The 22,034-nt window shown below is 72.3% G+C and carries 24 protein-coding genes; 15 read left to right on the forward strand and 9 right to left on the reverse strand.

The features are described from left to right. Positions 1–97: 97 nt before the first annotated feature. The 7 genes from purS (at position 98) to J1M46_RS15810 (ending at position 5,670) form a co-directional block, all read left to right on the forward strand. Positions 98–364, forward strand: a complete 267-nt coding sequence (gene purS, locus J1M46_RS09410; RefSeq protein ID WP_206447562.1) for a phosphoribosylformylglycinamidine synthase subunit PurS — start codon at positions 98–100, stop codon at positions 362–364. Continuing rightward, complete coding sequence (gene purQ, locus J1M46_RS09415; protein ID WP_206447563.1) at positions 361–1,050, forward strand: phosphoribosylformylglycinamidine synthase subunit PurQ; 690 nt, start codon at positions 361–363, stop codon at positions 1,048–1,050. Before purS ends, purQ begins: the two co-directional genes overlap by 4 nt. A gap of 22 nt (positions 1,051–1,072) precedes the next feature. Next, positions 1,073–1,567, forward strand: coding sequence for a DUF3817 domain-containing protein (locus J1M46_RS09420; protein WP_092916646.1), 495 nt, complete (start codon positions 1,073–1,075; stop codon positions 1,565–1,567). A gap of 127 nt (positions 1,568–1,694) precedes the next feature. Continuing rightward, positions 1,695–3,974, forward strand: coding sequence for a phosphoribosylformylglycinamidine synthase subunit PurL (gene purL / locus J1M46_RS09425; protein WP_342384338.1), 2,280 nt, complete (start codon positions 1,695–1,697; stop codon positions 3,972–3,974). Between the two features lie 117 nt (positions 3,975–4,091). After that, on the forward strand, positions 4,092–4,526 hold the full coding sequence (locus J1M46_RS09430; protein WP_206447564.1) for a DUF1761 domain-containing protein: 435 nt from the start codon (positions 4,092–4,094) through the stop codon (positions 4,524–4,526). Continuing rightward, positions 4,523–5,017 carry an SRPBCC family protein gene (locus J1M46_RS09435; RefSeq protein ID WP_206447565.1) on the forward strand — a complete coding sequence of 165 codons (495 nt, stop codon included), beginning with the start codon at positions 4,523–4,525 and terminating at the stop codon, positions 5,015–5,017. The genes J1M46_RS09430 and J1M46_RS09435 overlap by 4 nt, the downstream gene beginning before the upstream one ends. 59 nt (positions 5,018–5,076) lie before the next feature. Beyond that, a complete protein-coding gene (locus J1M46_RS15810; RefSeq protein WP_092916654.1) occupies positions 5,077–5,670 on the forward strand; it encodes an NINE protein in 594 nt (197 codons plus the stop codon). Between the two features lie 3 nt (positions 5,671–5,673). Here J1M46_RS15810 and J1M46_RS09445 read toward each other — a convergent pair whose 3' ends face one another. Then, entirely contained in the window at positions 5,674–5,964 is a 291-nt protein-coding gene (locus J1M46_RS09445) for a chorismate mutase (protein ID WP_092916656.1), read from the reverse strand. Positions 5,965–6,088: 124 nt separating this feature from the next. On the opposite strand from J1M46_RS09445, the gene J1M46_RS09450 reads away from it, so the two are divergent. After that, entirely contained in the window at positions 6,089–7,777 is a 1,689-nt protein-coding gene (locus J1M46_RS09450) for an ATP-binding cassette domain-containing protein (protein ID WP_206447566.1), read from the forward strand. A 3-nt stretch (positions 7,778–7,780) separates the two neighbouring features. Here the strand turns inward: J1M46_RS09450 and J1M46_RS09455 are convergent, their stop codons facing one another. Beyond that, entirely contained in the window at positions 7,781–8,404 is a 624-nt protein-coding gene (locus J1M46_RS09455) for a GNAT family N-acetyltransferase (RefSeq protein ID WP_206447567.1), read from the reverse strand. A 57-nt stretch (positions 8,405–8,461) separates the two neighbouring features. Between J1M46_RS09455 and J1M46_RS09460 the strand changes: the two genes are divergently transcribed. The 4 genes from J1M46_RS09460 to J1M46_RS09475 all read left to right on the forward strand — a co-directional run bounded on the left by J1M46_RS09460 (position 8,462) and on the right by J1M46_RS09475 (position 11,784). Next, complete coding sequence (locus J1M46_RS09460; protein ID WP_206447568.1) at positions 8,462–9,097, forward strand: maleylpyruvate isomerase N-terminal domain-containing protein; 636 nt, start codon at positions 8,462–8,464, stop codon at positions 9,095–9,097. Positions 9,098–9,174: 77 nt separating this feature from the next. Next, positions 9,175–10,527 carry an NADP-specific glutamate dehydrogenase gene (gdhA, locus tag J1M46_RS09465; protein ID WP_206448672.1) on the forward strand — a complete coding sequence of 451 codons (1,353 nt, stop codon included), beginning with the start codon at positions 9,175–9,177 and terminating at the stop codon, positions 10,525–10,527. Between the two features lie 53 nt (positions 10,528–10,580). Beyond that, positions 10,581–11,312: a DUF899 family protein gene (locus J1M46_RS09470; RefSeq protein WP_206447569.1), complete on the forward strand. Its 732-nt coding sequence runs from the start codon at positions 10,581–10,583 to the stop codon at positions 11,310–11,312. A 67-nt stretch (positions 11,313–11,379) separates the two neighbouring features. Further along, the gene (locus J1M46_RS09475) at positions 11,380–11,784 is read left to right on the forward strand and encodes a VOC family protein (RefSeq protein WP_206447570.1); all 405 of its coding nucleotides are present in this window, start codon (positions 11,380–11,382) and stop codon (positions 11,782–11,784) included. A gap of 42 nt (positions 11,785–11,826) precedes the next feature. On the opposite strand, the gene J1M46_RS09480 is transcribed toward J1M46_RS09475, so the two are convergent. From J1M46_RS09480 to J1M46_RS09500, 5 genes are all read right to left on the reverse strand, one after another. After that, the gene (locus tag J1M46_RS09480; RefSeq protein ID WP_206447571.1) at positions 11,827–12,819 is read right to left on the reverse strand and encodes a MerR family transcriptional regulator; all 993 of its coding nucleotides are present in this window, start codon (positions 12,817–12,819) and stop codon (positions 11,827–11,829) included. Continuing rightward, complete coding sequence (locus J1M46_RS09485; protein ID WP_241249077.1) at positions 12,819–13,598, reverse strand: HEAT repeat domain-containing protein; 780 nt, start codon at positions 13,596–13,598, stop codon at positions 12,819–12,821. Before J1M46_RS09485 ends, J1M46_RS09480 begins: the two co-directional genes overlap by 1 nt. Positions 13,599–13,729: 131 nt before the next feature. Beyond that, positions 13,730–15,016, reverse strand: coding sequence for an adenylosuccinate synthase (locus J1M46_RS09490; RefSeq protein ID WP_206447572.1), 1,287 nt, complete (start codon positions 15,014–15,016; stop codon positions 13,730–13,732). Between the two features lie 101 nt (positions 15,017–15,117). Beyond that, the gene (locus tag J1M46_RS09495; protein WP_206447573.1) at positions 15,118–16,014 is read right to left on the reverse strand and encodes a CoA transferase; all 897 of its coding nucleotides are present in this window, start codon (positions 16,012–16,014) and stop codon (positions 15,118–15,120) included. Next, on the reverse strand, positions 16,011–17,372 hold the full coding sequence (locus J1M46_RS09500; protein ID WP_206447574.1) for a TIGR01777 family oxidoreductase: 1,362 nt from the start codon (positions 17,370–17,372) through the stop codon (positions 16,011–16,013). Before J1M46_RS09500 ends, J1M46_RS09495 begins: the two co-directional genes overlap by 4 nt. Positions 17,373–17,613: 241 nt before the next feature. Here J1M46_RS09500 and J1M46_RS09505 point away from each other — a divergent pair, with 241 nt between their 5' ends. Further along, positions 17,614–18,105, forward strand: a complete 492-nt coding sequence (locus J1M46_RS09505) for an FBP domain-containing protein (RefSeq protein WP_206447575.1) — start codon at positions 17,614–17,616, stop codon at positions 18,103–18,105. Positions 18,106–18,203: 98 nt separating this feature from the next. Here J1M46_RS09505 and J1M46_RS09510 read toward each other — a convergent pair whose 3' ends face one another. Both J1M46_RS09510 and J1M46_RS09515 read right to left on the reverse strand, forming a co-directional pair. Continuing rightward, positions 18,204–18,686: an SRPBCC family protein gene (locus J1M46_RS09510; protein ID WP_206447576.1), complete on the reverse strand. Its 483-nt coding sequence runs from the start codon at positions 18,684–18,686 to the stop codon at positions 18,204–18,206. 36 nt (positions 18,687–18,722) lie between these two features. Continuing rightward, on the reverse strand, positions 18,723–19,157 hold the full coding sequence (locus J1M46_RS09515; RefSeq protein ID WP_206447577.1) for an SRPBCC family protein: 435 nt from the start codon (positions 19,155–19,157) through the stop codon (positions 18,723–18,725). A gap of 173 nt (positions 19,158–19,330) precedes the next feature. Between J1M46_RS09515 and argG the strand changes: the two genes are divergently transcribed. After that, complete coding sequence (gene argG, locus J1M46_RS09520) at positions 19,331–20,752, forward strand: argininosuccinate synthase (RefSeq protein ID WP_206447578.1); 1,422 nt, start codon at positions 19,331–19,333, stop codon at positions 20,750–20,752. A 27-nt stretch (positions 20,753–20,779) separates the two neighbouring features. Beyond that, positions 20,780–21,976: a glycosyltransferase gene (locus tag J1M46_RS09525; protein WP_206447579.1), complete on the forward strand. Its 1,197-nt coding sequence runs from the start codon at positions 20,780–20,782 to the stop codon at positions 21,974–21,976. Positions 21,977–22,034: the final 58 nt, after the last annotated feature.

Genomic DNA, 22,034 nt, shown 5'->3' on the forward strand with positions numbered 1-22,034 from the left:
CGCGACCGACGTGCGGAAGCGACCCGCGCATCCGCCGACCATGACCTTCCGTAGACTGGTGGTGCACCCCCATCCACCCATTCGCAGGGAGCGACCCATGGCCCTCATCGTCGTCGACGTCATGCCCAAGGCAGAGATCCTCGATCCGCAGGGCAAGGCCGTCTCGCGCGCCCTCGCCCGGCTCGGCCACGAGGCCGTCGGCGACGTGCGCGTGGGCAAGCGCTTCGAGCTGCGCATCGACGGCGACGTGACGGATGCGCTGCTCGACCAGGTGCGCACGGTCGCCGACGAGGTGCTCGCGAACACCGTGATCGAGGACGTCGTCGGCGTGCACGTGGTCGACGAGGCGGAGGTCGGCAAGTGAAGGTCGGTGTCATCACCTTCCCGGGCACGCTCGACGACCGGGACGCGCAGCGGGCCGTGCGGCTCGCGGGCCACGAGCCGGTGGCGCTCTGGCACGGCGAGCACGACCTGCACGGCGTCGACGCGCTCGTGCTTCCGGGCGGCTTCTCCTACGGCGACTACCTGCGCTGCGGCGCGATCGCCGCACTCTCGCCGATCATGACGGAGGTCGTCGACGCGGCGAACAGGGGCATGCCCGTGCTGGGCATCTGCAACGGCTTCCAGATGCTGGCCGAGGCGCACCTGCTGCCCGGCGGCCTGGTGCGCAACGAGACCGGCCTGTTCGTGCGCCGCGACCAGCGCCTGCGCGTCGAGCGCACCGACACCGCCTGGACGAACCGCTTCGAGGCGGGCCAGGAGATCGTCATCCCGCTGAAGAACGGCGAGGGCCGCTTCGTGGCGACGCCCGAGGAGGTCAAGCGGCTCGAGGGCGAGGGCCTCGTCGCCTTCCGCTACCTGGGCGAGAACCCGAACGGCTCGATCGACGACATCGCCGGGCTGTCGAACGCCGCCGGCAACGTGGTGGGCCTCATGCCGCACCCCGAGCACGCGGTCGAGCTCGGCTTCGGCCCGACGACCACGCGCATGAAGGCCGGCCTCGACGGGCTGGAGATCTTCAAGAGCGCGCTGGAGGCCGTGACGGCCTGAGGCCCAGATGTAGACTGGCTACATGACAGACGCCTCGCGCACCACCTCGTCCCGCCTCGCTCCGAAGCGGATCTACCGCTTCCTCGCGATCGCCGAGGCCGTCACCTGGACGCTGCTGATCATCGCGATCATCGCGAAGTACGCCTTCCAGCTCGACACGCTCGTGCCGATCGCCGGGCCGATCCACGGCTTCGTCTTCCTCTCCTACGGCGCGATGCAGCTCGTGGTCGGCCACAACCAGCGCTGGAGCGCGGGCACCGTGCTGCTGGGCATCGTGACGGCGATCGTGCCGTACGCGACGATCCCGTGGGAGCGCCGCCTCGAGCGCCGCGGGATGCTCGAGGGCGACTGGCGCATGCAGGCCACCGACGATCCCCGCGACCAGCGCCCGATCGACCGGCTCTTCCGCTGGGCGATCAACCACGCGGTGCTGCTGGTGATCGCCGTGGTGATCCTGGTCGCGATCGTCTTCTTCCTGCTGCTGCAGGCGGGCCCGCCCACCGAGTGGTTCGCCTGACCCCGAGCTCGCCCACGACGGGGTCGCCGCGGCAGCCGCTCGGCATCGCGCGCTCGCATCCGCCCCCTGAACGGGCGCGCGAGCCTCGATAGGATCGACGCATCCCCCGAGTCGTCTGAGGAGACCCGTGACCAAGACCCCCCGTGACACCGTCGAGGTCGCCGCATCGACCCCCGAGCGCGAGCAGCCCTTCGCGGCGCTCGGCCTGAAGCCCGACGAGTACGAGCGGATCCGCACGATCCTCGGGCGCCGCCCCACGAGCGCCGAGCTCGCGATGTACTCGGTGATGTGGAGCGAGCACTGCTCCTACAAGTCGTCGAAGACGCACCTGCGCCGGTTCGGCGAGAAGGTCACCCCCGAGATGCGGGAGCGGCTGATGGTCGGCATGGGCCAGAACGCCGGCGTCATCGACGCCGGCGAGGGCTGGGCCGTCACCTTCAAGATCGAGTCGCACAACCACCCCTCGTTCGTCGAGCCCTTCCAGGGCGCGGCCACCGGCGTCGGCGGCATCGTGCGCGACATCATCTCGATGGGCGCGCGCCCGGTCGCGGTGATGGATGCGCTGCGCTTCGGCGAGATCGACCACCCCGACACCGCTCGGGTCGTGCACGGCGTCGTGGGCGGCATCTCCTTCTACGGCAACTGCCTCGGCCTGCCCAACATCGGCGGCGAGACGGTCTTCGACGCCGTCTACCAGGGCAACCCGCTCGTGAACGCGCTCGCTGTCGGCGTGCTGCGGCATGAGGATCTGCACCTCGCGAACGCCACCGGCGTCGGCAACAAGGTCGTGCTCTTCGGCGCCCGCACCGGCGGCGACGGCATCGGCGGCGCGTCGATCCTCGCCTCCGAGTCGTTCGACGACGAGGGCCCCGCCAAGCGCCCCGCCGTGCAGGTGGGCGACCCGTTCGCCGAGAAGGTGCTCATCGAGTGCTGCCTCGAGCTCTACGCCGCGGGCGTGGTCGAGGGCATCCAGGATCTGGGGGCCGCCGGCATCTCCTGCGCCACCAGCGAGCTGGCAGCGAACGGCGACTCGGGCATGCAGGTCGAGCTCGACCACGTGCTGCTGCGCGACCCCACGCTCACGGCTGAGGAGATCCTCATGTCGGAGTCGCAGGAGCGCATGATGGGCATCGTCAGCCCCGACAAGCTCGACGAGTTCCTCGCGATCACCGCCAAGTGGGATGTCGAGACGAGTGTGCTCGGCGAGGTCACCGGCGACGGCCGGCTCGTCATCACGCACACCGGCGAGACGATCGTCGACGTCGACCCGAAGACGGTCGCCATCGACTCCCCCGTCTACGACCGCCCGATGGAGCGACCGATCTGGCAGGACGCGCTGCAGGCAGACACCGCCTCCGCGCTGCCTCGCGTGAGCGGCGCCGCCCTCGGCGACCAGCTGCGCACCCTCACCGGCACGCCCAACCTGGCCGACGCATCCTGGATCACCGACCAGTACGACGACTACGTGCTCGGCAACACGGCGCTGTCGATGCCCGACGACGCCGGCATGGTGCGCATCGACGAGCAGTCGGGGCTCGGCTTCGCCGTCTCGGTCGACGCGAACGGCCGCTATTGCCAGCTCGACCCGCGCGAGGGCGCCAAGGCGGCGCTGGCCGAGTCGTACCGGAACGTCGCCGTGACGGGCGCGACGCCCGTGGGCGTCAGCGACTGCCTGAACTTCGGCAACCCCGAGATCCCGGCGGTCATGTGGCAGTTCGCCGAGGCGGTCGACGGTCTGGCAGACGGATGCGTCGAGCTCGGCATCCCGGTCACCGGCGGCAACGTCTCGTTCTACAACCAGACCGGCGAGACGCAGATCCACCCGACGCCGGTAGTGGGTGTGCTGGGGCTGATCGACGACGTCGACCGCCGCATCCCCTCCGGCTGGCAGGACGACGGGCAGGCGCTGTTCCTGCTCGGCACCACGCGCGACGAGCTCGACGGCTCTGCCTGGGCCGGAGCCATCCACGACCACCTCGGCGGCCTGCCGCCGCGCGTCGACCTGGCGGCCGAGAAGCGCCTGGGCGGGCTCATGCAGGGCATCGCCTTCGAGGGCCTCGCCACCGCCGCGCACGACCTCTCGGAGGGCGGGCTCGGCATGGCCGTCGTCGAGGCCTCGCTGCGCTTCGGCATCGGCGCGCGCATCTGGCTCTCCGGCCTCACCGAGCGGGAAGGCATCGACGAGACCGCCGCGCTCTTCTCCGAGTCGGGCGCCCGCGCGATCGTCGCCGTGGCCCGGGAGGACGAGGTGAAGTTCACCGGCATGTGCGAGGCGCGCGGCGTCCCTGTGCTGCGCATCGGCGTCACCGACTCCACGAGCGGCACGGTCGAGATCCAGGATGTCGCGACGCTCTCGCTCGACGAGCTGCGCGCCGCGAACCGGGCACCGCTGGCCCGCTTCGCCTGACCCGACCGGATTCTCAACGTGTGAGGTGCGCGTCCAGCGCACTGTGTGCGGCGGAGCGACACCTCACACGTTGAGATCGGACGCCATGGCGTGCAGTGTCCAATCTATGCTTCAGCCATGGAGCTCACCGTGCCCGCCATCAACATCTGGGCCGTCCTGCTCGCGACCGTCGCCGCGATGGTGATCGGCTTCGTCTACTACCACCCGAAGGTGCTGGGCGCCTCGTGGATGAAGGCCATCGGCCACACGCAGGAGTCGGTCGCCAAGGGGCCGAAGCCATGGGTGTACCCGCTGATCATCCTGTGCGCGTTCGCGACCGCCTGGGTGCTCGCCGGCGCCGCCTGGCTCTCGCAGGAGTTCCACGGCGGCAGCTTCCTGCTCAACACGCTCATCACCGCCTGGATCCTCTTCGTCGGCTTCACCCTCGCGCGCGTGGTCGTGCATGACGCCTTCGACCCGCGCGGCTTCCGCGTCACCGGCCACACCGCGCTCAACGAGCTGCTGATCATCACCGCGATGGCGCTCGTCATCGGCGTCTGGCCGCCCGCATGAGCGACCTCGCGCTGACCCTGGAGCGGTCGATCGATGCGTCGACGGATGCGGTGTGGCGCGTCATCACGGACGTCGAGGGCTCCGAGGCGGTGCTGTCGGGTGTGAGCCGCATCGAGCGGCTCGCGGGCATGGGCTGGTCGATCGGCACCCGCTGGCGGGAGACGCGGAAGGCGATGGGCGGCGAGTCGACGGAGGAGATGGAGGTCGTCGGCATCGACGAGGGGCGCTCGACCATGATCGCGGCCGAAGCCCACGGCCTGGCGTACCGCACCGAGTTCACGCTCGAGCCGCTCGCCGGCGGGAAGGGCGCCGGCGGCACCGCCGAGTCGGAGGGCACGCTGCTGCGGATGCGCTTCAGCGGCAGCTATGTCTCGCCGTCGTGGCTGCAGCGGGCGATGGCGAAGCTGACCTCCGGCATCGGCATGTCGGTGACGCGGAAGATGATGCAGCAGGATCTCGACGACATCGCGGCGGCCGCCGAGCGCGCCTGAGGCTCAGGGCTCGCCGAAGCGGTTCCGCCGCCGGCAAGCGCCGTCATACAGTGGACGACGTGAGCGATCCCCAGCCCGATGCCCCCGGCTGGCACGACGACCCCGACGGCAGGCGCCGCTGGTGGAGCGGCACCCACTGGGGCGCCTACGCACCCTGGGCCGAGCCGAGCGAGGTGGCGCAGCCGGAGGCGCGGCCGGAGCGGCCGACGCTCGACCGCTCGCTGACCTTCGACCCGACTGTCGGCGGGCGGGCCAAGCGTGCCAACGGCGGCGACGACGAGCGCCCGGTGCGCGGCACCGGGCCGCTGCCGCGCCCGGCCGCCGGCGGCGGCGCACCGGGGCGGCCGATCGCCTGGGAGGGTGCCGCCGCGCAGCCCACCGGCCGCCCGTCGAAGCAGATGGCGACCGCCTACGTGCTGCTGATCGCGCTCGGCCTGCTGGGCGCGCACCGCTACTACCTCGGCAGGCTCGGCTCGGGCATCGTGCAGATGATGCTGTCGTTCGCCGCCGCCGCCGCAGTGGTCGTGCAGACCGGCGACAGCGCCGCGCCCCTGTGGCTGCTGGCGGTGCCGGCGGCGGCCGCGATCTGGTGGATCAGCGACCTCTTCCGCACCGCCGCGATGGTGCGCGAGCACAACCGCCGCGCGCACTGACCGCTAGTCGCTGCCCGCGATCCGCTCGTGGTGGTGGATGACCTCGGCGATCACGAAGTTCAGGAACTTCTCGGCGAACTCGGGGTCGAGATCGGCGTCCTCCGCCAGCCGCCGCAGCCGCGCGATCTGCTCGCGCTCGCGCGCCGGATCGCTCGGCGGCATCCCGTGCTCGGCCTTCAGCTCGCCCACCGACTGCGTCAGCTTGAAGCGCTCGGCGAGCGTGTGGAGCAGCACCGCGTCGACGTTGTCGATCGAGCGCCGGTAGCGCTGCAGCTGCTCCTCGGGGGTGGCCATGCCTCCAGCCTAGAACGCTCGCTGATCCGCGGCGGTCGCGCCGGGTCTTTCGCCGCCGCAGTGCTAGCCTGATCGGCTCGTCCCCCACGGGTGCCCGTGCCGCGGCCCAGCGGCGGTGAGAACCATGCCGCACCTGCACATCGACCAGGTCGCCTTCGCACTGCCGGATGGCGAACCGCTGCTCGACGACGTCTCGTTCCACGTCACGGCAGGAACGACCACCGCACTCATCGGCGAGAACGGCGCGGGGAAGACAACGCTGCTGCGCATCGTTCGCGGTGAGCTCCCGGCGCTCTCGGGCGTCGTGCACCGCGACGGCGCCCTCGGCGTGATGGACCAGCTCGTCGGCGTCGGCCAGCCCGGGCTCACGGTCGCCGGCCTGCTCGGCTCGGTCGCGCCCGCGCGCATCCGCACCGTGCTGCAGCAGCTCGAGCAGGCCGAGGACGCCGCGATCGAGCGCGACGACGAGGCCTCCCACATCGGCTACGCGACAGCGATCGCCGAGTACGCGGAGGCGGGCGGCTACGACGAGGAGGTGCGCTTCGACGAATGCACGGTCGCGGCGCTCGGCATCCCCTTCGAACGAGCCCGGCACCGGTCGGTGGACTCGCTCTCCGGCGGCGAGCAGAAGCGGCTCGTGCTCGAGTACCTGCTGCGCAGCGAGCACGAGGTGCTGGTGCTCGACGAGCCCGACAACTACCTCGACGTGCCCGCGAAGCGCTGGCTCGAGGATGCGCTGCGCTCGACGCGCAAGGCGGTGCTGCTCGTCTCGCACGACCGGGCGCTGCTGGCCGCTGCGGCCGACCGGATCGTCACCCTCGAGCGCGGCGCCGCGGGCAGCACCGCGTGGGTGCACGGCGGCGGCTTCGGCGACTACCGGCGGGCGCGCGAGGCGCGGTTCGAGCGGCTCGACGAGCTGCGGCGCCGGTGGGACGAGGAGCACGCGAAGCTGCGGCGTCTCGTCGAGGCGATGAAGGCCAAGGCCTCGGCGAACGACGGCTTCGCGTCGCGCTACCAGGCGGCCCGCACCCGCCTGCGCCGCTTCGAGGACGCGGGCGCGCCGGAGGCCCGTCCGCCCGACCAGCACGTCACGATGCGGTTGCGCGGATCGCGCACGGGCAAGCGCTCCGTGGTCGCCGAGCGCCTCGAGCTCACGGGCCTCATGCAGCCGTTCGACGCGGAGCTCTGGCTCGGCGACCGGGTGGCGGTGCTCGGCTCCAACGGCTCGGGCAAGTCGCACTTCCTGCGGCTGCTCGCCCGCGGCGGCTCCGATCCCGATCCGACGCTCGGCCACGTCAGCGAGCCCGGATCCCGGCTCGAGCCGGTGCCGCACACCGGCGTCGCGCGCCTGGGTGCGCGGGTGGTGCCGGGCCTGTTCGCGCAGCGGCACGAGCATCCCGAGCACGTCGGGCGCACCCTGCTCGAGCTCCTCGCCCGCGGCGACGGCGGCCGGCAGGGCATGGGTCGCGAGGCTGCCTCGTCGGCGCTCGACCGCTACGGCCTCGTGCGGCAGGCGCAGCAGCGCTTCGAGGAGCTCTCCGGCGGCCAGCAGGCGCGGCTGCAGATCCTGCTGCTCGAGCTCTCGGGCGCCACGCTGCTGCTGCTCGACGAGCCGACCGACAACCTCGACCTGTTCTCGGCCGAGGCGCTGCAGGACGCGCTCGAGCGCTTCGAGGGCACCGTGGTCGCCGTCACGCACGACCGCTGGTTCGCGGAGCGCTTCGACCGGTTCCTGATCTTCGGCGCCGACGGCGAGGTGCGCGAGAGCGAGCAGCCCGTGTGGCACGAGGGGCGCGTGCGTCGCGAGCGCTGAGACTCAGCCGCGCACCGCCAGCCGCGCCTCGAGCCCGAGCCGCACGACGGGCCACTCGGAGGCGATGATCGAGTAGACGACGGTGTCGCGCAGCTGCCCGCGATGCAGCTGATGACTGCGCAGCACGCCATCGAGCGTGGCGCCGAGCCGCTCGATCGCGTCGCGCGACTGCCGGTTGCGCACGTGCGTGCGCAGCTCCACCGCCACGCAGCCCAGCACCTCGAACGCGCGCGCCAGCAGCAGGAGCTTCATGGCGGCGTTCACTCCGGTGCCCTGGTGGGCGATCGCCAGCCAGGTCGAGCCGATCTCCAGCCGCGGCGTCGCCGCATCGATGTGCATGTAGGTCGTCATGCCGACCGCGCGCCCGCCGACGACGATCGCCCACGGCACCATCGAGCCCGCGCTGCCCGTGTCTCCCTGGTGCATCGCCAGCCGTCGCTCGATCTCGGCCAGCATGACCGCCTCGTCGGGCTCCGGCACCGAGGTGTAGACCGCGCGCCGCCACAGCTCGCCTTCCGCCGCCGCGGCGACGAGGTCGCGCGCGTGCACGGCCGCCAGCGGCTCGAGGGTGACGAGCGGATGCGTCAGCACGGGTTGGTCGAGGATGCCCGGCTGGTCGCTGCTCATGCGCCCATTGTGCTCGCCGGCTGGCGGACCGGGGCGCTCGGGTGCGACGATGCCGGGGTGATCGTGCACTTCAAGCTGGCCGCCCTCGAGCTCTGCACCCTGGTCGACCGCGTGCCGGTCGACCGCCTCGATGGGCCGGGCCTCGGCGAGTGGAGCCTGCGGGAGCTGATCGGCCACGCCTCGCGCGCGATCAGCACGGTCACCGACTACCTGGCGGTGCCCGAGCCCGCGGCGGCCACGGTGCAGTCGGCGAGCGAGTACCTCGAGGTGGTGCTGCGGCGGCAGGGCGACGACGAGGCCATCGCGCTGCGCGGCAAGGCCGCCGCCCAGCAGCTCGGTGCCGACCTGCCGGGCGCGCTCGCGCGGCTCGCGAGCGCCGCCATCGCGGCGGTCGATGCCGCCGGCCCCGAGCGCCGCATCGCGATCGCCACGGCGCCGGCCACCGGGACCGGCATCGCCATGCAGCTCGACGAGTACCTGCGCACGCGCGTGTTCGAGCTCACGGTGCACGGCATCGACATCGCCGACGCCGCGGGCCTCGAGTGGACGCCGCCGACCGCGCACCTGATCGACGCCCTGCACCTGGCCGCGGTGAACGCATCCGCTCGTCACGCCGGCGTCGAGGCGCTGCGGATCCTCACCGGCAGGCGCCCGGACGCCGGGCTCGCCGGCGTCATGGCGGCCGGCGGCTGAGCGCAAGGAAGCGACGCGACCGCGCGAAAACGCCGTCGCGGTAGGATCGATCGTTGTCTGACACCACCAGGAGGCCGATGTTGACGCAGCTCCACCCGCACCTCACGCCCGTCTTCGAGGACGTGCTGCACAGGAACCCCGGCGAATCGGAGTTCCACCAGGCCGTCTTCGAAGTGCTGGAGAGCCTGGGGCCGGTGGTCGCCAAGCGGCCGGACTACGTCGACGCGCAGATCCTGAACCGCATCGTGGAGCCCGAGCGGCAGATCATCTTCCGCGTGCCGTGGGTGGATGACCGGGGCACGGTGCAGATCAACCGCGGGTTCCGCGTGCAGTTCAACTCGGCGCTCGGCCCGTACAAGGGCGGCCTGCGCTTCCACCCGAGCGTCTACCTCGGCATCGTGAAGTTCCTCGGCTTCGAGCAGGTCTTCAAGAACTCCCTCACGGGCCTGCCGATCGGCGGCGGCAAGGGCGGCAGCGACTTCGACCCGAAGGGGAAGTCGGACGGCGAGATCATGCGCTTCTGCCAGTCGTTCATGACCGAGCTCTCGCGGCACATCGGCCAGTACACCGATGTGCCCGCCGGTGACATCGGCGTCGGCGGCCGCGAGCTCGGCTACATGTTCGGGCAGTGGAAGCGGCTGACGAACAACTACGAGTCGGGCGTGCTCACCGGCAAGGGCCTCACCTGGGGCGGCTCGCAGGTGCGCAAGGAGGCGACCGGCTACGGCGCGATCTACTTCCTCGACGAGGTGCTGAAGGAGCGCGGCGAGTCGTTCGAGGGCAAGCGCGTCGTCGTCTCGGGCTCGGGCAACGTGGCGATCTACGCGATCGAGAAGGTGCACCAGCTGGGCGGCACCGTCATCGCCGCGAGCGACTCCTCGGGCTACATCGTCGACGAGGCAGGCATCGACCTGGAGCTGCTCAAGGACATCAAGGAGGTGCGCCGTGCGCGCATCTCGGAGTACGTCGAGCGCCGGCCGGGCTCGACGTTCTCGTCGAACGGGCACACCATCTGGAGCGTGCCGTGCGACATCGCCGTGCCGTGCGCGACGCAGAACGAGCTCGACGAGGATGACGCCGCGACGCTGATCGCGAACGGCTGCACACTCGTCGGCGAGGGCGCCAACATGCCCACCACGCAGGGCGCGGCCAGGCTCTTCAGCGAGGCGGGCGTGACGTTCGCGCCGGGCAAGGCCGTGAACGCCGGCGGCGTCGCGACCAGCGCGCTGGAGATGCAGCAGAACGCCTCGCGCGACTCGTGGACCTTCGAGCACACGGACGAGCGGCTGGGCGAGATCATGCGCGGCGTGCACGACCTCTGCTTCGAGACCGCCGAGGAGTACGGCCGCCCCGGCGACTACGTCGCGGGCGCCAACATCGCCGGCTTCAACCGCGTCGCCGACGCGATGCTGGCCCTCGGCGTCATCTGATCCGTTGGCGTGCGGGGGTTCCGCATCGATGTGAACGGCGTTAACATCGCAGCATGACGCTGACCGATGAGCACCTGCCCGCGCCCGCGATCGTCGACCGCGACGCCTGGCTGCGCGAGCGCGAGGCGCTGCTGGCGCGCGAGAAGGCCCATACCCGCGAGGGCGATGCGATCGCCGCCGCCAGGCGGCGGCTGCCGATGACCGAGGTGCCGAGCGTCGAGCTCGTCGGCGAGCACGGCACGGTGCGGCTGCTCGAGCTCTTCGACGGCCGCCCGCAGCTCGTGCTGTACAAGCACATGTGGCACGACGGGCAGCCGATCGAGGGCCAGTGCGAGGGCTGCACCGCGACGATCTGGGACTTCCACGACGCCTCGTACCCCAACGCCCGCGGCATCTCGTTCGCCGTGCTCAGCAGGGGGCCGATCGACGAGCTCGCGCCCTTCCGCGCGTTCATGGGCTACACGCATCCGTGGTTCTCGAACCGCGAGGTCGACGACCCGCTGCTCGGGGCCGAGACCGAGGGCGCCTACGTGGCGCTGCTGCGCCGGGGCGAGCGCATCTTCGCGACCAACTGGATCACCGGTCGCGGCGTCGAGGCGATGATGAGCTCGATGGCGATCGCCGACATGACGGTCTACGGGCGGCGGGAGGCGTGGGAGGATTCGCCCGCCGGCTGGCCGCAGGAGGCCACCTTCACCGCCTGGCGCACGGACGGCCGACCGACCGCGCAGTGGAGCCGGCCGGGCGCGACGCCGGTCGACGCATCCGCGCACCATCACCACTGACCGGCAGCATCACCACCACCGAGCAGCGGGCCGCGCTGCGCGGCAGCACCGACGAGAGGCCGTACCCATGACAGCGATGTCGATCTACATCTGGTTCCCCGGCACCACGCGCGAGGCGCTGACGTTCTACCAGGGCGTCTTCGGCGGCGAGCTCGCGCTGCACACGCTCGCCGACATGGGCCGCACCGACGGCCCGGCGGATGCGATCGGGCACGGCATGCTCGTCGGCCCGGTGAGCTTCTACGGCACCGACGCGGTCGGCGACGACGAGCCGCTCGACATTCGGGGCGCGAGCGTCGCGCTGCTCGGCACCGCCGATCCCGAGACGCTGACGCGCTGGTACGAGGCGCTCTGCGAGGGCGGCACCGTGCTGGATGCGCTGCAAGAGCGCCCGTGGGGCGCGAGCGACGGCCAGGTGGTCGACCGCTTCGGCCTGCGCTGGCTGATCGGCTTCGAGCACGCCGCGAGCTGAAGCCGCTGGCCGGCCTGTGCGCCGGCCGGCCAGGGCGTCGCCTCAGCCGAGCAGCCGCAGCGCCGCCCTCGCCGTCATCGCCACGCCCGGCTCGTCGTCGCCCGCGAGCCGCTCGAGCGCGGCGGTCGCGGCTGGCCCCGGCAGCTCGATGAGCGCCTGCGCGATGCGCCGCCGCACCTCCGGCCCGGCGCCCTCGAGCCGCACGACCAGATGACGGATGCTGGGCTCCGTCCCGCTCTCGGCCGCCAGGCTCGCGAGCGCCTCGGCCGCATCCACATCGCGCTCCCCCTCGACGACCATGGCGACCAGCACCGGCTCGGCGGCGTGGTCGCCGCGGCTGGCGAGCGCGAGCGCCGCGCGACCGCGCACCACCGGGTCGGCATCGTCGAGCGCGACCCGCAGGGTCGCATCCGCCCCCGGCCCCCGCAGGTCGGCGAGCGCATCCACCGCCCGGCGCCGCACCTCGAGCTCTGCCGATGCGAGCGCTGCGGCGAGCGGCGGCAGCGCAGCCGCCGCATCGCCCGCCGCGAGCGCCCAGCGCAGCGTGCCGGCGACGTTCTGCTCCTGTTCGCCGAGGACCGCCTCGGCCAGCGCGGCGCCGCCGAGCGTGCCGCCGGTGCCCGCGTCGAGCGCCGCTCGCTGGCGATCGAGCGGCTGCTCGGACCCGAGGCCGCGCAGCAGGCTGACGATCTGCAGCGCGCCCTCCCAATCGGTGGAGCCGGCCTGCTCGATGCCGCGCAGCCGTGCGAGCAGCTGGCGCTCGTGCGCGATGCGCGCCTCGGCCTGCGCGATCAGCCGCGGCACCAGCGCCGCGGGCGAGGAGCGCTCGTCATCGAGCAGCGCGCCGATCTCGCCGAGCGAGAGCCCGAGGGTGCGCAGCGCTTCGACCCGCAGCAGCCGCTCGACATCAGCTCGCGCATACTCGCGGTAGCCGCCGCTCGTGCGCGCGGAGGGCACGACGAGACCGAGCCGGTCGTAGTGGCGCAGCATGCGGCTGCTGACCCCCGAGCGGCGGGCGACCTCGCCGATCAGCATCAGCCGGCACCGACCGCAGAGCCCGGCCGGTGCGCGTCCTCCGGCGTCGGTTCGGCTCCCGTGTCGACCGGCTGCGGCGCATCGCGGCGGATGACTGCCCGCGTGGCCTCCTCGAGATGGCCGGCGAAGCTGCTGTCGGGGTCGCGCAGCAGCGCCAGGGTCGCGACGGCGTGCACCCGCACCCGCTCCTTCCCGGCGGCGGCAGCCTCCTCGAGCGCGGGGACCGCGGCGTCACCCAGTTCGACGAGCGCACGGCTGAGGCTACGCTGCACCTCCGCATCGCCGCGGCCGAGCTCGGCGATCAGGTGCGCTGCCAGCCGCGCCTCCTCGTCCGCCGGCACCAGCGCCACCGCCGCGCGCCACGCGGCGCGCGCCACCTCGGCGTCGGCGTCGTGCAGCAGCGCCGCCTCGAGCGCCGGCCAGCTCGACGGCTCGCCGAGCTTCGACAGCGTGTGCAGGGCCTGGGCTCGGGCCTGCGCGACCGGCGATGCCAGCTCGGCCTCCACCAGCGGCAGCGTGGCGGTCGCCGGATGCCGCGTGACCGCCCAGGTGAGCATGTCGCGCACGTAGAAGTCGGGCTCCGCGCCGAAGCGGGCGATCAGCGCGCCCAGCCGCGAATCGTCGGGGTAGGTGCCGGCGGTCAGCGCCGCCTGCAGCCGCACCGACGAATCCCCGTGGGTCAGTGCGGCGTACAGGCCGGCCCCTCCGGCGGCGCGCTGCACGTCATGCGCGCTGTGGTGCGAGCTTTCGGGCTGGCTGTCCTGCTGGGTCGTGGGCATGGGGAGCACCTCCTGCAGCACAGCCTGCACCTTGTCACCGTGTCACAGTCAAGGACGAGGGCGAGCCTGCCCGCCTGCGCGCCCCGGCGCATCCGCCCGTCTTCTGATGCCGAGCGGGGCGCTGCGGTGCATCAGTCGATCAGGTCGTGCACCTGCACGATGGCCTCGCGGTCGGCGCCCACGCCGATCGCCGAGATGCGCGAGCCCGAGCGCTCCTCGAGGAAGCGCACGTAGGCCTGCGCATTCGCGGGCAGATCCGAGAGCTCGCGGGCACCGGTGATGTCCTCGCTCCAGCCGGGCAGGTTCTCGTAGATCGGCTTCGCGTGGTGGAAGTCGGACTGCGAGACGGGCATCTCGTCGAAGCGCTCGCCGTCGACCTCGTAGGCGACGCACACGGGGATCTGCTCGATGCCGGTGAGCACATCGAGCTTCGTGAGCACGATGTCGGTGAGGCCGTTGATGCGCGAGGCGTAGCGGGTGATGACGGTGTCGTTCCAGCCGCAGCGGCGCGGGCGGCCGGTGGTGGTGCCGAACTCGAAGCCCTGCTTGCGCAGCAGCTCGCCCCACTCGTCGAACAGCTCGGTCGGGAACGGGCCGGCGCCGACGCGCGTCGTGTAGGCCTTGACGATGCCGATGACCCGGTCGAGGCGCGACGGCGCGACGCCCGAGCCGAGCGCAGCACCGGCGGACGTGGCGGTCGAGGAGGTCACGAACGGGTAGGTGCCGTGGTCGATGTCGAGCATCGTCGCCTGGCCGGCCTCGAACACCACGGTCTGCCCGGCATCCAGCGCGCGCGAGAGCTCGAGCCCCGTGTCGCCCACCATCGGGCGGATGCGCTCGACGTAGGAGGTGAGGTCGTCGAAGATCTCGTCGCAGGTGACCGCGCGGCGGTTGTAGACCTTCGTGAGCATGTGGTTCTTGACGTCGAGGGCGCCCTCGATCTTCTGCCGCAGGATGGACTCGTCGAAGAGATCCTGGATGCGGATGCCGACGCGGTTGATCTTGTCGGCGTACGTCGGGCCGATGCCCCGGCCGGTGGTGCCGATCGAGCGCTTGCCGAGGAAGCGCTCGGTCACCTTGTCGAGCGTGCGGTGGTAGTCGGTGATGACGTGCGCGTTCGCGGAGATGCGCAGCTTCGACACGTCGACGCCACGCGCCGAGAGGGCCTCGAGCTCGTCGAAGAGCACCTCGAGGTCGATGACCACGCCGTTGCCGATCACGGGCGTGACACCCTCGGTGAGGATGCCGGAGGGCAGCAGGTGCAGCGCGTACTTCTCGTCGCCGACGACGACCGTGTGCCCTGCGTTGTTGCCGCCGTTGAACTTGACGACGTAGTCGGTGCGGCTGCCGAGCAGATCGGTGGCCTTGCCCTTGCCCTCGTCGCCCCACTGGGCGCCGACGATGACGATTCCTGGCATGGAGCTTCCCTTCGACGGGTTCGCGTACACCCGAGTCTATCGAGCGGCGCCGACGCGCCCGGACCGCCGGGCCGCCCGCTGCCGGGCCGTGCGGCACGCGATCAGCGCTCTGCGGCCGCTCGGCTGGTCCGCACCGCGGCGAGCGGCAGGTCGTGGGCTCGCGCCCACGCCTCCCACGTTTCGGCGGTCGTGGTGCAGAAGGACTCGGCGAGCGCGCGCCTGAGGCGGGGCGGGTCGGCGGCGACGTCCTCGAGCTCGAGCAGCTGCACCAGGCGGGCGCTGAAGTGCGGCTCGAGCGCAGCGAGCGCGACGTGCCCCTCCGATGCCGGGTACACGGCGTAGAGCGGATGCGCACCTCCCAGCGGCCCGTGCGCGCCGGTGAGCCCGTGCTGGAGCGGCATCGCCAGCTGCTCGGCCGCGGCGGCGATCGCGACCTCGATGCGGGCCCCGGCGCCGTCGCGGCTGCGGGCGAGCAGGGTCGCGAGCACCGCCGTCACCGCCTGCTCGGCAGCGGCGAGGTCGGCGTACGGCGCGACCGGCATGCGCTGCGGGTCGAGCAGTCCCGCCGTCGCCTGATAGGTCAGGTCGTGGCCGGGAACGTCTGCGTCGCCGCCGGCATGGCCGACGATGTCGACCTGGCAGAGGTGCGCGTGCCGCGCGCTGACGTCGGCGAAGGCGAGCCCGAGCCTCGCGAGCGTGCGCGCCCGATGCGAGGTCAGCAGCACGTCTGCGTCGGCGAGCAGCCCCTCGAGCGCACGCCGGCCGGCATCCTGCCGGAGGTCCAGCGTGAGCACGCGCTGGCCGACGTGCAGCGCATCGAAATAGCTCGGCGCCGCGCCCTGCAGCGGGTCGCCGGCGGGCGGCAGCACCGAGGTCACGTCGGCGCCGAGCGAGGCGAGCCGCGCAGCCGCGACCGGGCCCGGCAGGTTCACCGCGATCGTGACCACCCGCACGCCTGCCAGCGGGGCGGCGGCCCGCGCCGCATGCTCGGTGGTCACGGCCTGCCGGCCTCGCGCTGTCGGCCGAGCTGGTGCCGCAGGGCGTCCTCCAGTTCCGCATGGCGGAAGCGGTGCCCGAGCGCCGCGAGCTTCGCGGGCACCACGCGCTGGTTGGCGAGCGCGAGCTCCTGCATGCCCTGGTGACCGAGCAGCACGCGCGGGCCGAGCGACGGTGTGGGCAGGAGCGCAGGGCGATGCAGCGCCGCAGCGAGTGCGCTCGCGAACTGCTGCTGGCGCACGGGCTCCGGTGCGACGGCGTTGACCGGTCCCTCGAGCCGTTCGTCGGTCAGCGCGCGGGCGTAGACGTCGACCAGGTCGTCGAGGCCGATCCACGACTGCCAGTGCTCGCCGCCGGCGAGCGGGCCGCCGAGTCCGGCTGCGTAGATGGGCCGCAGCACCTGCAGCATGCCGCCGCGAGCCGCCTGCACCAGGCCCGTGCGCACCTGCACCGTGCGTACGCCGGCGTCGGCAGCCGGGCGGGTCTCCGCCTCCCATTCGGAGACGACGTCCGCGAGGAAGCCGGCTCCCGCACCGCTCGCCTCCGTGAGCAGCTCGTCGCCGCGGTCGGCGCCGTAGCGGCCGATGGCGGATGCGCTGACGAAGGCCCGCACGCCGCTCGCGGCCGCGAGCTCGGCGAGCCGGGCGGTCGGCCCGATGCGGCTGGAGCGGATGCGGTGGCGGTGCTCGTCGTCGAAGCGGCCGAAGATCGAGGCGCCGGCCAGGTGCACGACGGCGTCGACGCCGTCCAGCAGGTCGGCCGAGGGCGCGGCGGGATCCCAGCGCCGCTCGCCCTGCTCGGCCTCGCGGCGGACGAGGCGCACGACCTCGTGCCCGCCGGTGGTGAGGAAGGCCGACAGCGCGGTGCCGACCAGCCCGCTCGCTCCGGTGATCGCGATCGTCATGGGCGCGGATGCGAGCTCGCGATGTCGCGCGATGTCATCGGCGAGCTGCCGGTGGCGGTAGACGAACATGGGGCGCAGCAGCTGCGAGCCGACCGGCGCGTCGACGATGTCGTGCACCCGCGTGCCCTCCCCGCCGGATGCCAGCCGCACGGGCTCGAAGCGGTGCTCGTGGCGCCAGCGCACGGCTGCGAGCGCCGCGGAGCCGAAGCCGTCGCCAACGCGTTCGTCGACGAAGGCCCGGCCCTCCCGATAGCCGCTCGGGTCGTGCTGGCCGACCCACACCTGGCCGCCCGGCAGCGCGAGCTCCGCCCGTCCGTCGGCGAGCGACGCGGCCTCGCGCCGCACGCGGCCCGGCAGCCACGGGGGCAGCATCCGCTGCAGCGCCCCCGGCCGTGCGTGCCAGGCGAAGACCTCGTCGACCGGCGCTTCGATCGTGGTCCAGTGCTGGATGCCCATGGCGTGACCGTACGCCCCGCAGCCATGGGTTTCGCCGCACGCGGCTGGAGGAGATGGCGGATGCGCTGGCGCGCTCGGGCGCGTACGCTGGCCCGGTGCGTGATTCGGTGATGCCCCTCGGGCGCGAGGAGGTCGACGGCGGCAACCCCGTCGTCGGCAGGTGAGCGCTGCTCCCCTCCCCCACCCATCACTCAACTCGCCGGCAGCCACAGCGTGCCGGCGCAACGGAAGGCCCTTCCTCATGCTCCCCATCGGCGAGCAGCAGCTCCGCGGCGCGTTCGTGAACGCCAGTCGCAAGGAGACATCGCTCATCCAGATTCCCGACCGGCTCGACGAGATCGACTGGGCATCGCTCGACTTCCTCGGCTGGCGCGACCAGAAGCTCCCGCGCCGCGCCTACGCCGTCATCCCCACGCTCGACGGCGACCTCGTCGGCGTGCTGTTCCAGCAGGCCGAGGCCGCACCGCGCGCCCGCGCGCAGTGCAGCTGGTGCCAGGACGTGCAGCTGCCGAACGACGTCGTCTTCCTCAGCGCGAAGCGGGCGGGCCCCGCCGGCCGCAAGGGCGACACCATCGGCACGCTCGTGTGCGAGCGGTTCCAGTGCTCGAAGAACGTGCGCACGCTGCCCGTGCTCGCCTACGAGGGCTACGACCGCGAGGCGGCGCGCGACCGGCGCATCGACGAGCTGCGGCTGCGAGCCGCGGAGTTCGCCGGAGCCGTCACCCGCCCCTGAACGCCGACGCGCCCGGTCGGGCGGCGCGATCCGGTGACGGATGCGTCGGCCCGGCCGGGCGCGCGGCGTCTGCGTCTGCGTCTGCGTCTGCGCAGGCGTCAGTTGCCGGAGGCGTCGGTGGGGCGCTCGATGTCGCCCTCCCAGCCGGCGTCGACCGCCTGCTCGCTGGGAGTCTGCTCGGCGATCTTCTTGAAGCGGTGCAGGTCGCGCATGATCTGCAGGTCATCGATGCCGAGCAGCTGCCCGACGTGCTCGACGGCACCCTGCGGCTGCCAGTCCATCTGCAGCATCACGCGCGTGTGCGCATCGTCGATGCGGTGGAAGGTGACGACGCCGGCGTGCATCTCGCCGTCGACGCTCTGCCACGCGACGCGCTCGTCCATGTGCTGCTCGGTGATCTTCGCGTCGAACTCGCGCTCGATGCCCGCGATGGAGACCTCCCAGTGCAGCATGTCGTCGCCCTGCTGCGTGACGGAGTCCACGCCGCCCATGAATTCCGGGAAGCGCTCGAATTGGGTCCAGAGCGAGTACACGGCGCTGATCGGTGCCTCGACGTCGATGCGGTCGGTGAGTTCAGCCATGGTTGTGCTCCCTACTGTCGTCGGTGTCGCGGCAGACTACGCCGCCTCTTCGAGCGTCCCCTCCACGAACGCCTCCTCCACGAGCGCGCGGAACCGCTGCAGGTCGCAGCGGATGGTGCGCTCGTCGAGCTCGTGCGCGGTCGCCGGGGCGCGGACAGAGCCGCGCGGCGACCAGATCGTGCGCACGGTCATGCACGTGCGATCGGGCCCGGCCTCCTCGAGGTCGATCCACCAGCCCATGGTGGTCTGGTCGACGCTCACCCAGGCGATGCGCCTGCCGGGCACCAGCTCGGTGATCACCGCGTAGAAGACGGGATCGACGCCGGCGACGGAGACCCGCCAGCGCATGCGCTCCTCGGTCTCCAGATGCACGAGGTCGACGCCCGTCATGAACGAGGGGAACTGCCCCACGGCAGTCCACATCTCGAACACCCGATCGCGCGGAGCCGCGATCTCGATGCGCTCATCCACCTGGAGCATGCATCCCCCAACCGTGATCAGAAGTGCCGAATGGGGTACGCAACTTTGTACCCCGTTACGCAATCGTGACATGACGACCTGCACCCGGCAATGGGTGTGTCCTGGGAATTCGCCGAGTGCGCGGGCGGAACACGACGCATCCGCCCGACCGTAGGATTGAGGGCATGTCCAAGGTCCTCTCCTCCCTTCCCGTCGGCGAGCGCGTCGGCATCGCCTTCTCCGGCGGTCTCGACACCTCGTGCGCCGTCGCGTGGATGCGCCACAACGGTGCCGTGCCCTTCACCTACACCGCCGACATCGGGCAGTACGACGAGCCCGACATCGAGGCGGTCGCGGGCCGCGCCGGCGAGTACGGCGCCGAGGGCGCGAGGCTCGTGGATGCGAAGGCCGCGCTGGTCGAGGAGGGCCTGGTCGCGCTCGCCACCGGTGCCTTCCACATCCGCTCCGGCGGCCGCACCTACTTCAACACCACGCCGCTGGGCCGTGCCGTCACCGGCATGCTGCTGGTGCGCGCGATGAAGGAGGACGAGGTCGAGATCTGGGGCGACGGCTCCACCTACAAGGGCAACGACATCGAGCGGTTCTACCGCTACGGGCTGATGGCCAACCCGGGCCTGCGCATCTACAAGCCCTGGCTCGACGCGCGGTTCGTCACCGAGCTCGGCGGCCGCAAGGAGATGTCGGAGTGGCTCGTCGAGCACGGCTACCCGTACCGCGACGCCACCGAGAAGGCCTACTCGACCGACGCGAACATCTGGGGCGCGACGCACGAGGCGAAGACGCTCGAGCACCTGAACGAGTCGATGGAGGTCGTCGAGCCCATCATGGGCGTGAAGTTCTGGGATGAGTCGGTGTCGATCCCGACGGAGGACATCGCGATCCGCTTCGAGGCCGGCCGCCCGGTGGCGATCAACGGCGTCGAGTTCCCGGATGCGGTGGCGCTGGTCATGGAGGCCAACACCATCGGCGGCCGTCACGGCCTGGGCATGAGCGATCAGATCGAGAACCGCATCATCGAGGCCAAGAGCCGCGGCATCTACGAGGCGCCGGGCATGGCGCTGCTGCACATCGCCTACGAGCGGCTGCTGAACGCCATCCACAACGAGGACACCATCGCGACCTACCACGAGCAGGGCCGCCGCCTCGGGCGCCTCATGTACGAGGGCCGCTGGCTCGACCCGCAGTCGCTGATGCTGCGCGAGTCCATCCAGCGCTGGGTCGGCTCGTCGGTCACCGGCGAGGTCGTGCTGCGGCTGCGCCGAGGCGAGGACTACACGATCGTCGACACCCGCGGCGACGGCTTCTCGTACCACCCGGACAAGCTCTCGATGGAGCGCGTCGGCGACGCCGCCTTCGGCCCAGAGGACCGCATCGGGCAGCTGACGATGCGCAACCTCGACATCGCCGACTCGCGCTCGCGCCTGGAGGGCTACGCGGCCGCCGGGCTCGTCGAGGGCGAGACGGCGAAGCTGCTCGGTGCGCTCGAGGTGGGTCGCGCCGAGGAGATCATGGCCTCCACCGACGACGACCCCGAGGCGATCGAGAAGTGGAACGACCGCGCGGCGATGGACCTCGGCACGGACTGAGTCGGGTCGGAGCCGGGAGACGCGACCATGAGAATGCTGCTCGCCACTGCCGGTTCACGGGGCGATGTCGAGCCGTTCGTGGCGCTCGCGCAGCGTGCGTGTGAGCGCGGCCACGAGGTGCTGCTCCTCGGACCGGCGGGCACCGCCGAGCTCGCGCGCGCTGCGGCGGGCGTAGTGGTGCGGGAGGTCGACGCCGACTTCCGCCGCATGATCCACGAGCAGGGCACGTCCGCGCTCGGCGCCGCCCGGGCCTTCCGGCGCGTGGTGCGGCCCGCGATGCGGGCGGTGCTGCTCGGCGCCGCGGAGGCAGCGCTCGAGTTCGGACCGGACGTGATCCTGCATCATCCGAAGGTGCTCTCGGCTCCGCTGGCCGCGAGCCGGGTGGGTGCGGCGCGCGCGGTGGTCGAGCTCGTGCCGTCGGTCACACCGACGGCAGCGTTCCCCGCGCCGGGCACGGTGCCATTCAGCCTCGGCCCGTTGAACCGTGCGACCTACGGGCTCGGGGGTGCCGCGTCAGCGATGTTCCGCGCCGAGCTGCGCGAGGCTGCCGCCCTGCTCGGCGACCCGGAGCCGGCCGCCGCGGCCGCCAGCCTGGTGCCGGTCAGCCCGACGATCCTGCCGCGCCCGAGTGACTGGCCGGCGACCGCGCACCTGACGGGCGCGTGGGTGACCGATGGCGGCGCCTCGGAGGCGTTGGATCCGGCAGTCGACGCGTTCCTCGATCACGGGGATGTCGTCACCGTCGGCTTCGGCTCGATGGTCGCCGAGGGTGCTGCGCGCCGCGGTGCTGCCTTCGTGCTCGCGGCGCGAGCCCTGGGCCTGCGCACGCTCGTGCTGCGCGGCTGGGGCGGTGCCGACGTGCCGCCGCATCTGCTGGGCGACGACGTCTGGGTGGCCGATGCGGCGCCGCATGCAGCAGTGCTGCCGCGGTCGGTCGTCGCGGTGCACCACGGCGGCGCCGGCACCTCGCACGCTGCCGTGCGGGCAGGCGCCCCCTCGGTCGTCGTCCCCTTCACCGCTGACCAGCCGTTCTGGGCGCGGACACTGCACCGGCAGTCGCTCGCGGCCGCACCGCTGCCGCAGCGCAGGGTGACGGTGCAGCGTGCCGCGACCGCGATCGAGCAGGCGCTGCGCTGCCACGACAGCACAGCCGAGGCGGCCGCTGCGGTCGCCCAGGAGGACGGCACCGGCGTCGCGCTCGACATCATCGAGTCGCTGCGCTGACGCCGAGCGTCAGCGCACCTGCACCCGGCAACGCCCCAGCGCGCTGTGCTGTACTGAG

Origin of the sequence: Agrococcus sp. KRD186, from assembly GCF_017168255.1 — a bacterium.
Lineage (GTDB): Bacteria > Actinomycetota > Actinomycetes > Actinomycetales > Microbacteriaceae > Agrococcus.

What these genes read in the sequence shown, in the direction of transcription:
- purS (WP_206447562.1), top strand. Translation starts at nt 98, where the DNA reads ATGGCCCTCATCGTCGTCGACGTCATGCCCAAGGCAGAGATCCTCGAT.
- J1M46_RS09420 (WP_092916646.1), top strand. Translation starts at nt 1,073, where the DNA reads ATGACAGACGCCTCGCGCACCACCTCGTCCCGCCTCGCTCCGAAGCGG.
- J1M46_RS09430 (WP_206447564.1), top strand. Translation starts at nt 4,092, where the DNA reads ATGGAGCTCACCGTGCCCGCCATCAACATCTGGGCCGTCCTGCTCGCG.
- J1M46_RS09435 (WP_206447565.1), top strand. Translation starts at nt 4,523, where the DNA reads ATGAGCGACCTCGCGCTGACCCTGGAGCGGTCGATCGATGCGTCGACG.
- J1M46_RS09445 (WP_092916656.1), bottom strand. Translation starts at nt 5,964, where the DNA reads ATGGCCACCCCCGAGGAGCAGCTGCAGCGCTACCGGCGCTCGATCGAC.
- J1M46_RS09450 (WP_206447566.1), top strand. Translation starts at nt 6,089, where the DNA reads ATGCCGCACCTGCACATCGACCAGGTCGCCTTCGCACTGCCGGATGGC.
- J1M46_RS09455 (WP_206447567.1), bottom strand. Translation starts at nt 8,404, where the DNA reads ATGAGCAGCGACCAGCCGGGCATCCTCGACCAACCCGTGCTGACGCAT.
- gdhA (WP_206448672.1), top strand. Translation starts at nt 9,175, where the DNA reads ATGTTGACGCAGCTCCACCCGCACCTCACGCCCGTCTTCGAGGACGTG.
- J1M46_RS09470 (WP_206447569.1), top strand. Translation starts at nt 10,581, where the DNA reads ATGACGCTGACCGATGAGCACCTGCCCGCGCCCGCGATCGTCGACCGC.
- J1M46_RS09475 (WP_206447570.1), top strand. Translation starts at nt 11,380, where the DNA reads ATGACAGCGATGTCGATCTACATCTGGTTCCCCGGCACCACGCGCGAG.
- J1M46_RS09480 (WP_206447571.1), bottom strand. Translation starts at nt 12,819, where the DNA reads ATGCTGATCGGCGAGGTCGCCCGCCGCTCGGGGGTCAGCAGCCGCATG.
- J1M46_RS09485 (WP_241249077.1), bottom strand. Translation starts at nt 13,598, where the DNA reads ATGCCCACGACCCAGCAGGACAGCCAGCCCGAAAGCTCGCACCACAGC.
- J1M46_RS09490 (WP_206447572.1), bottom strand. Translation starts at nt 15,016, where the DNA reads ATGCCAGGAATCGTCATCGTCGGCGCCCAGTGGGGCGACGAGGGCAAG.
- J1M46_RS09500 (WP_206447574.1), bottom strand. Translation starts at nt 17,372, where the DNA reads ATGGGCATCCAGCACTGGACCACGATCGAAGCGCCGGTCGACGAGGTC.
- J1M46_RS09505 (WP_206447575.1), top strand. Translation starts at nt 17,614, where the DNA reads ATGCTCCCCATCGGCGAGCAGCAGCTCCGCGGCGCGTTCGTGAACGCC.
- J1M46_RS09510 (WP_206447576.1), bottom strand. Translation starts at nt 18,686, where the DNA reads ATGGCTGAACTCACCGACCGCATCGACGTCGAGGCACCGATCAGCGCC.
- argG (WP_206447578.1), top strand. Translation starts at nt 19,331, where the DNA reads ATGTCCAAGGTCCTCTCCTCCCTTCCCGTCGGCGAGCGCGTCGGCATC.
- J1M46_RS09525 (WP_206447579.1), top strand. Translation starts at nt 20,780, where the DNA reads ATGAGAATGCTGCTCGCCACTGCCGGTTCACGGGGCGATGTCGAGCCG.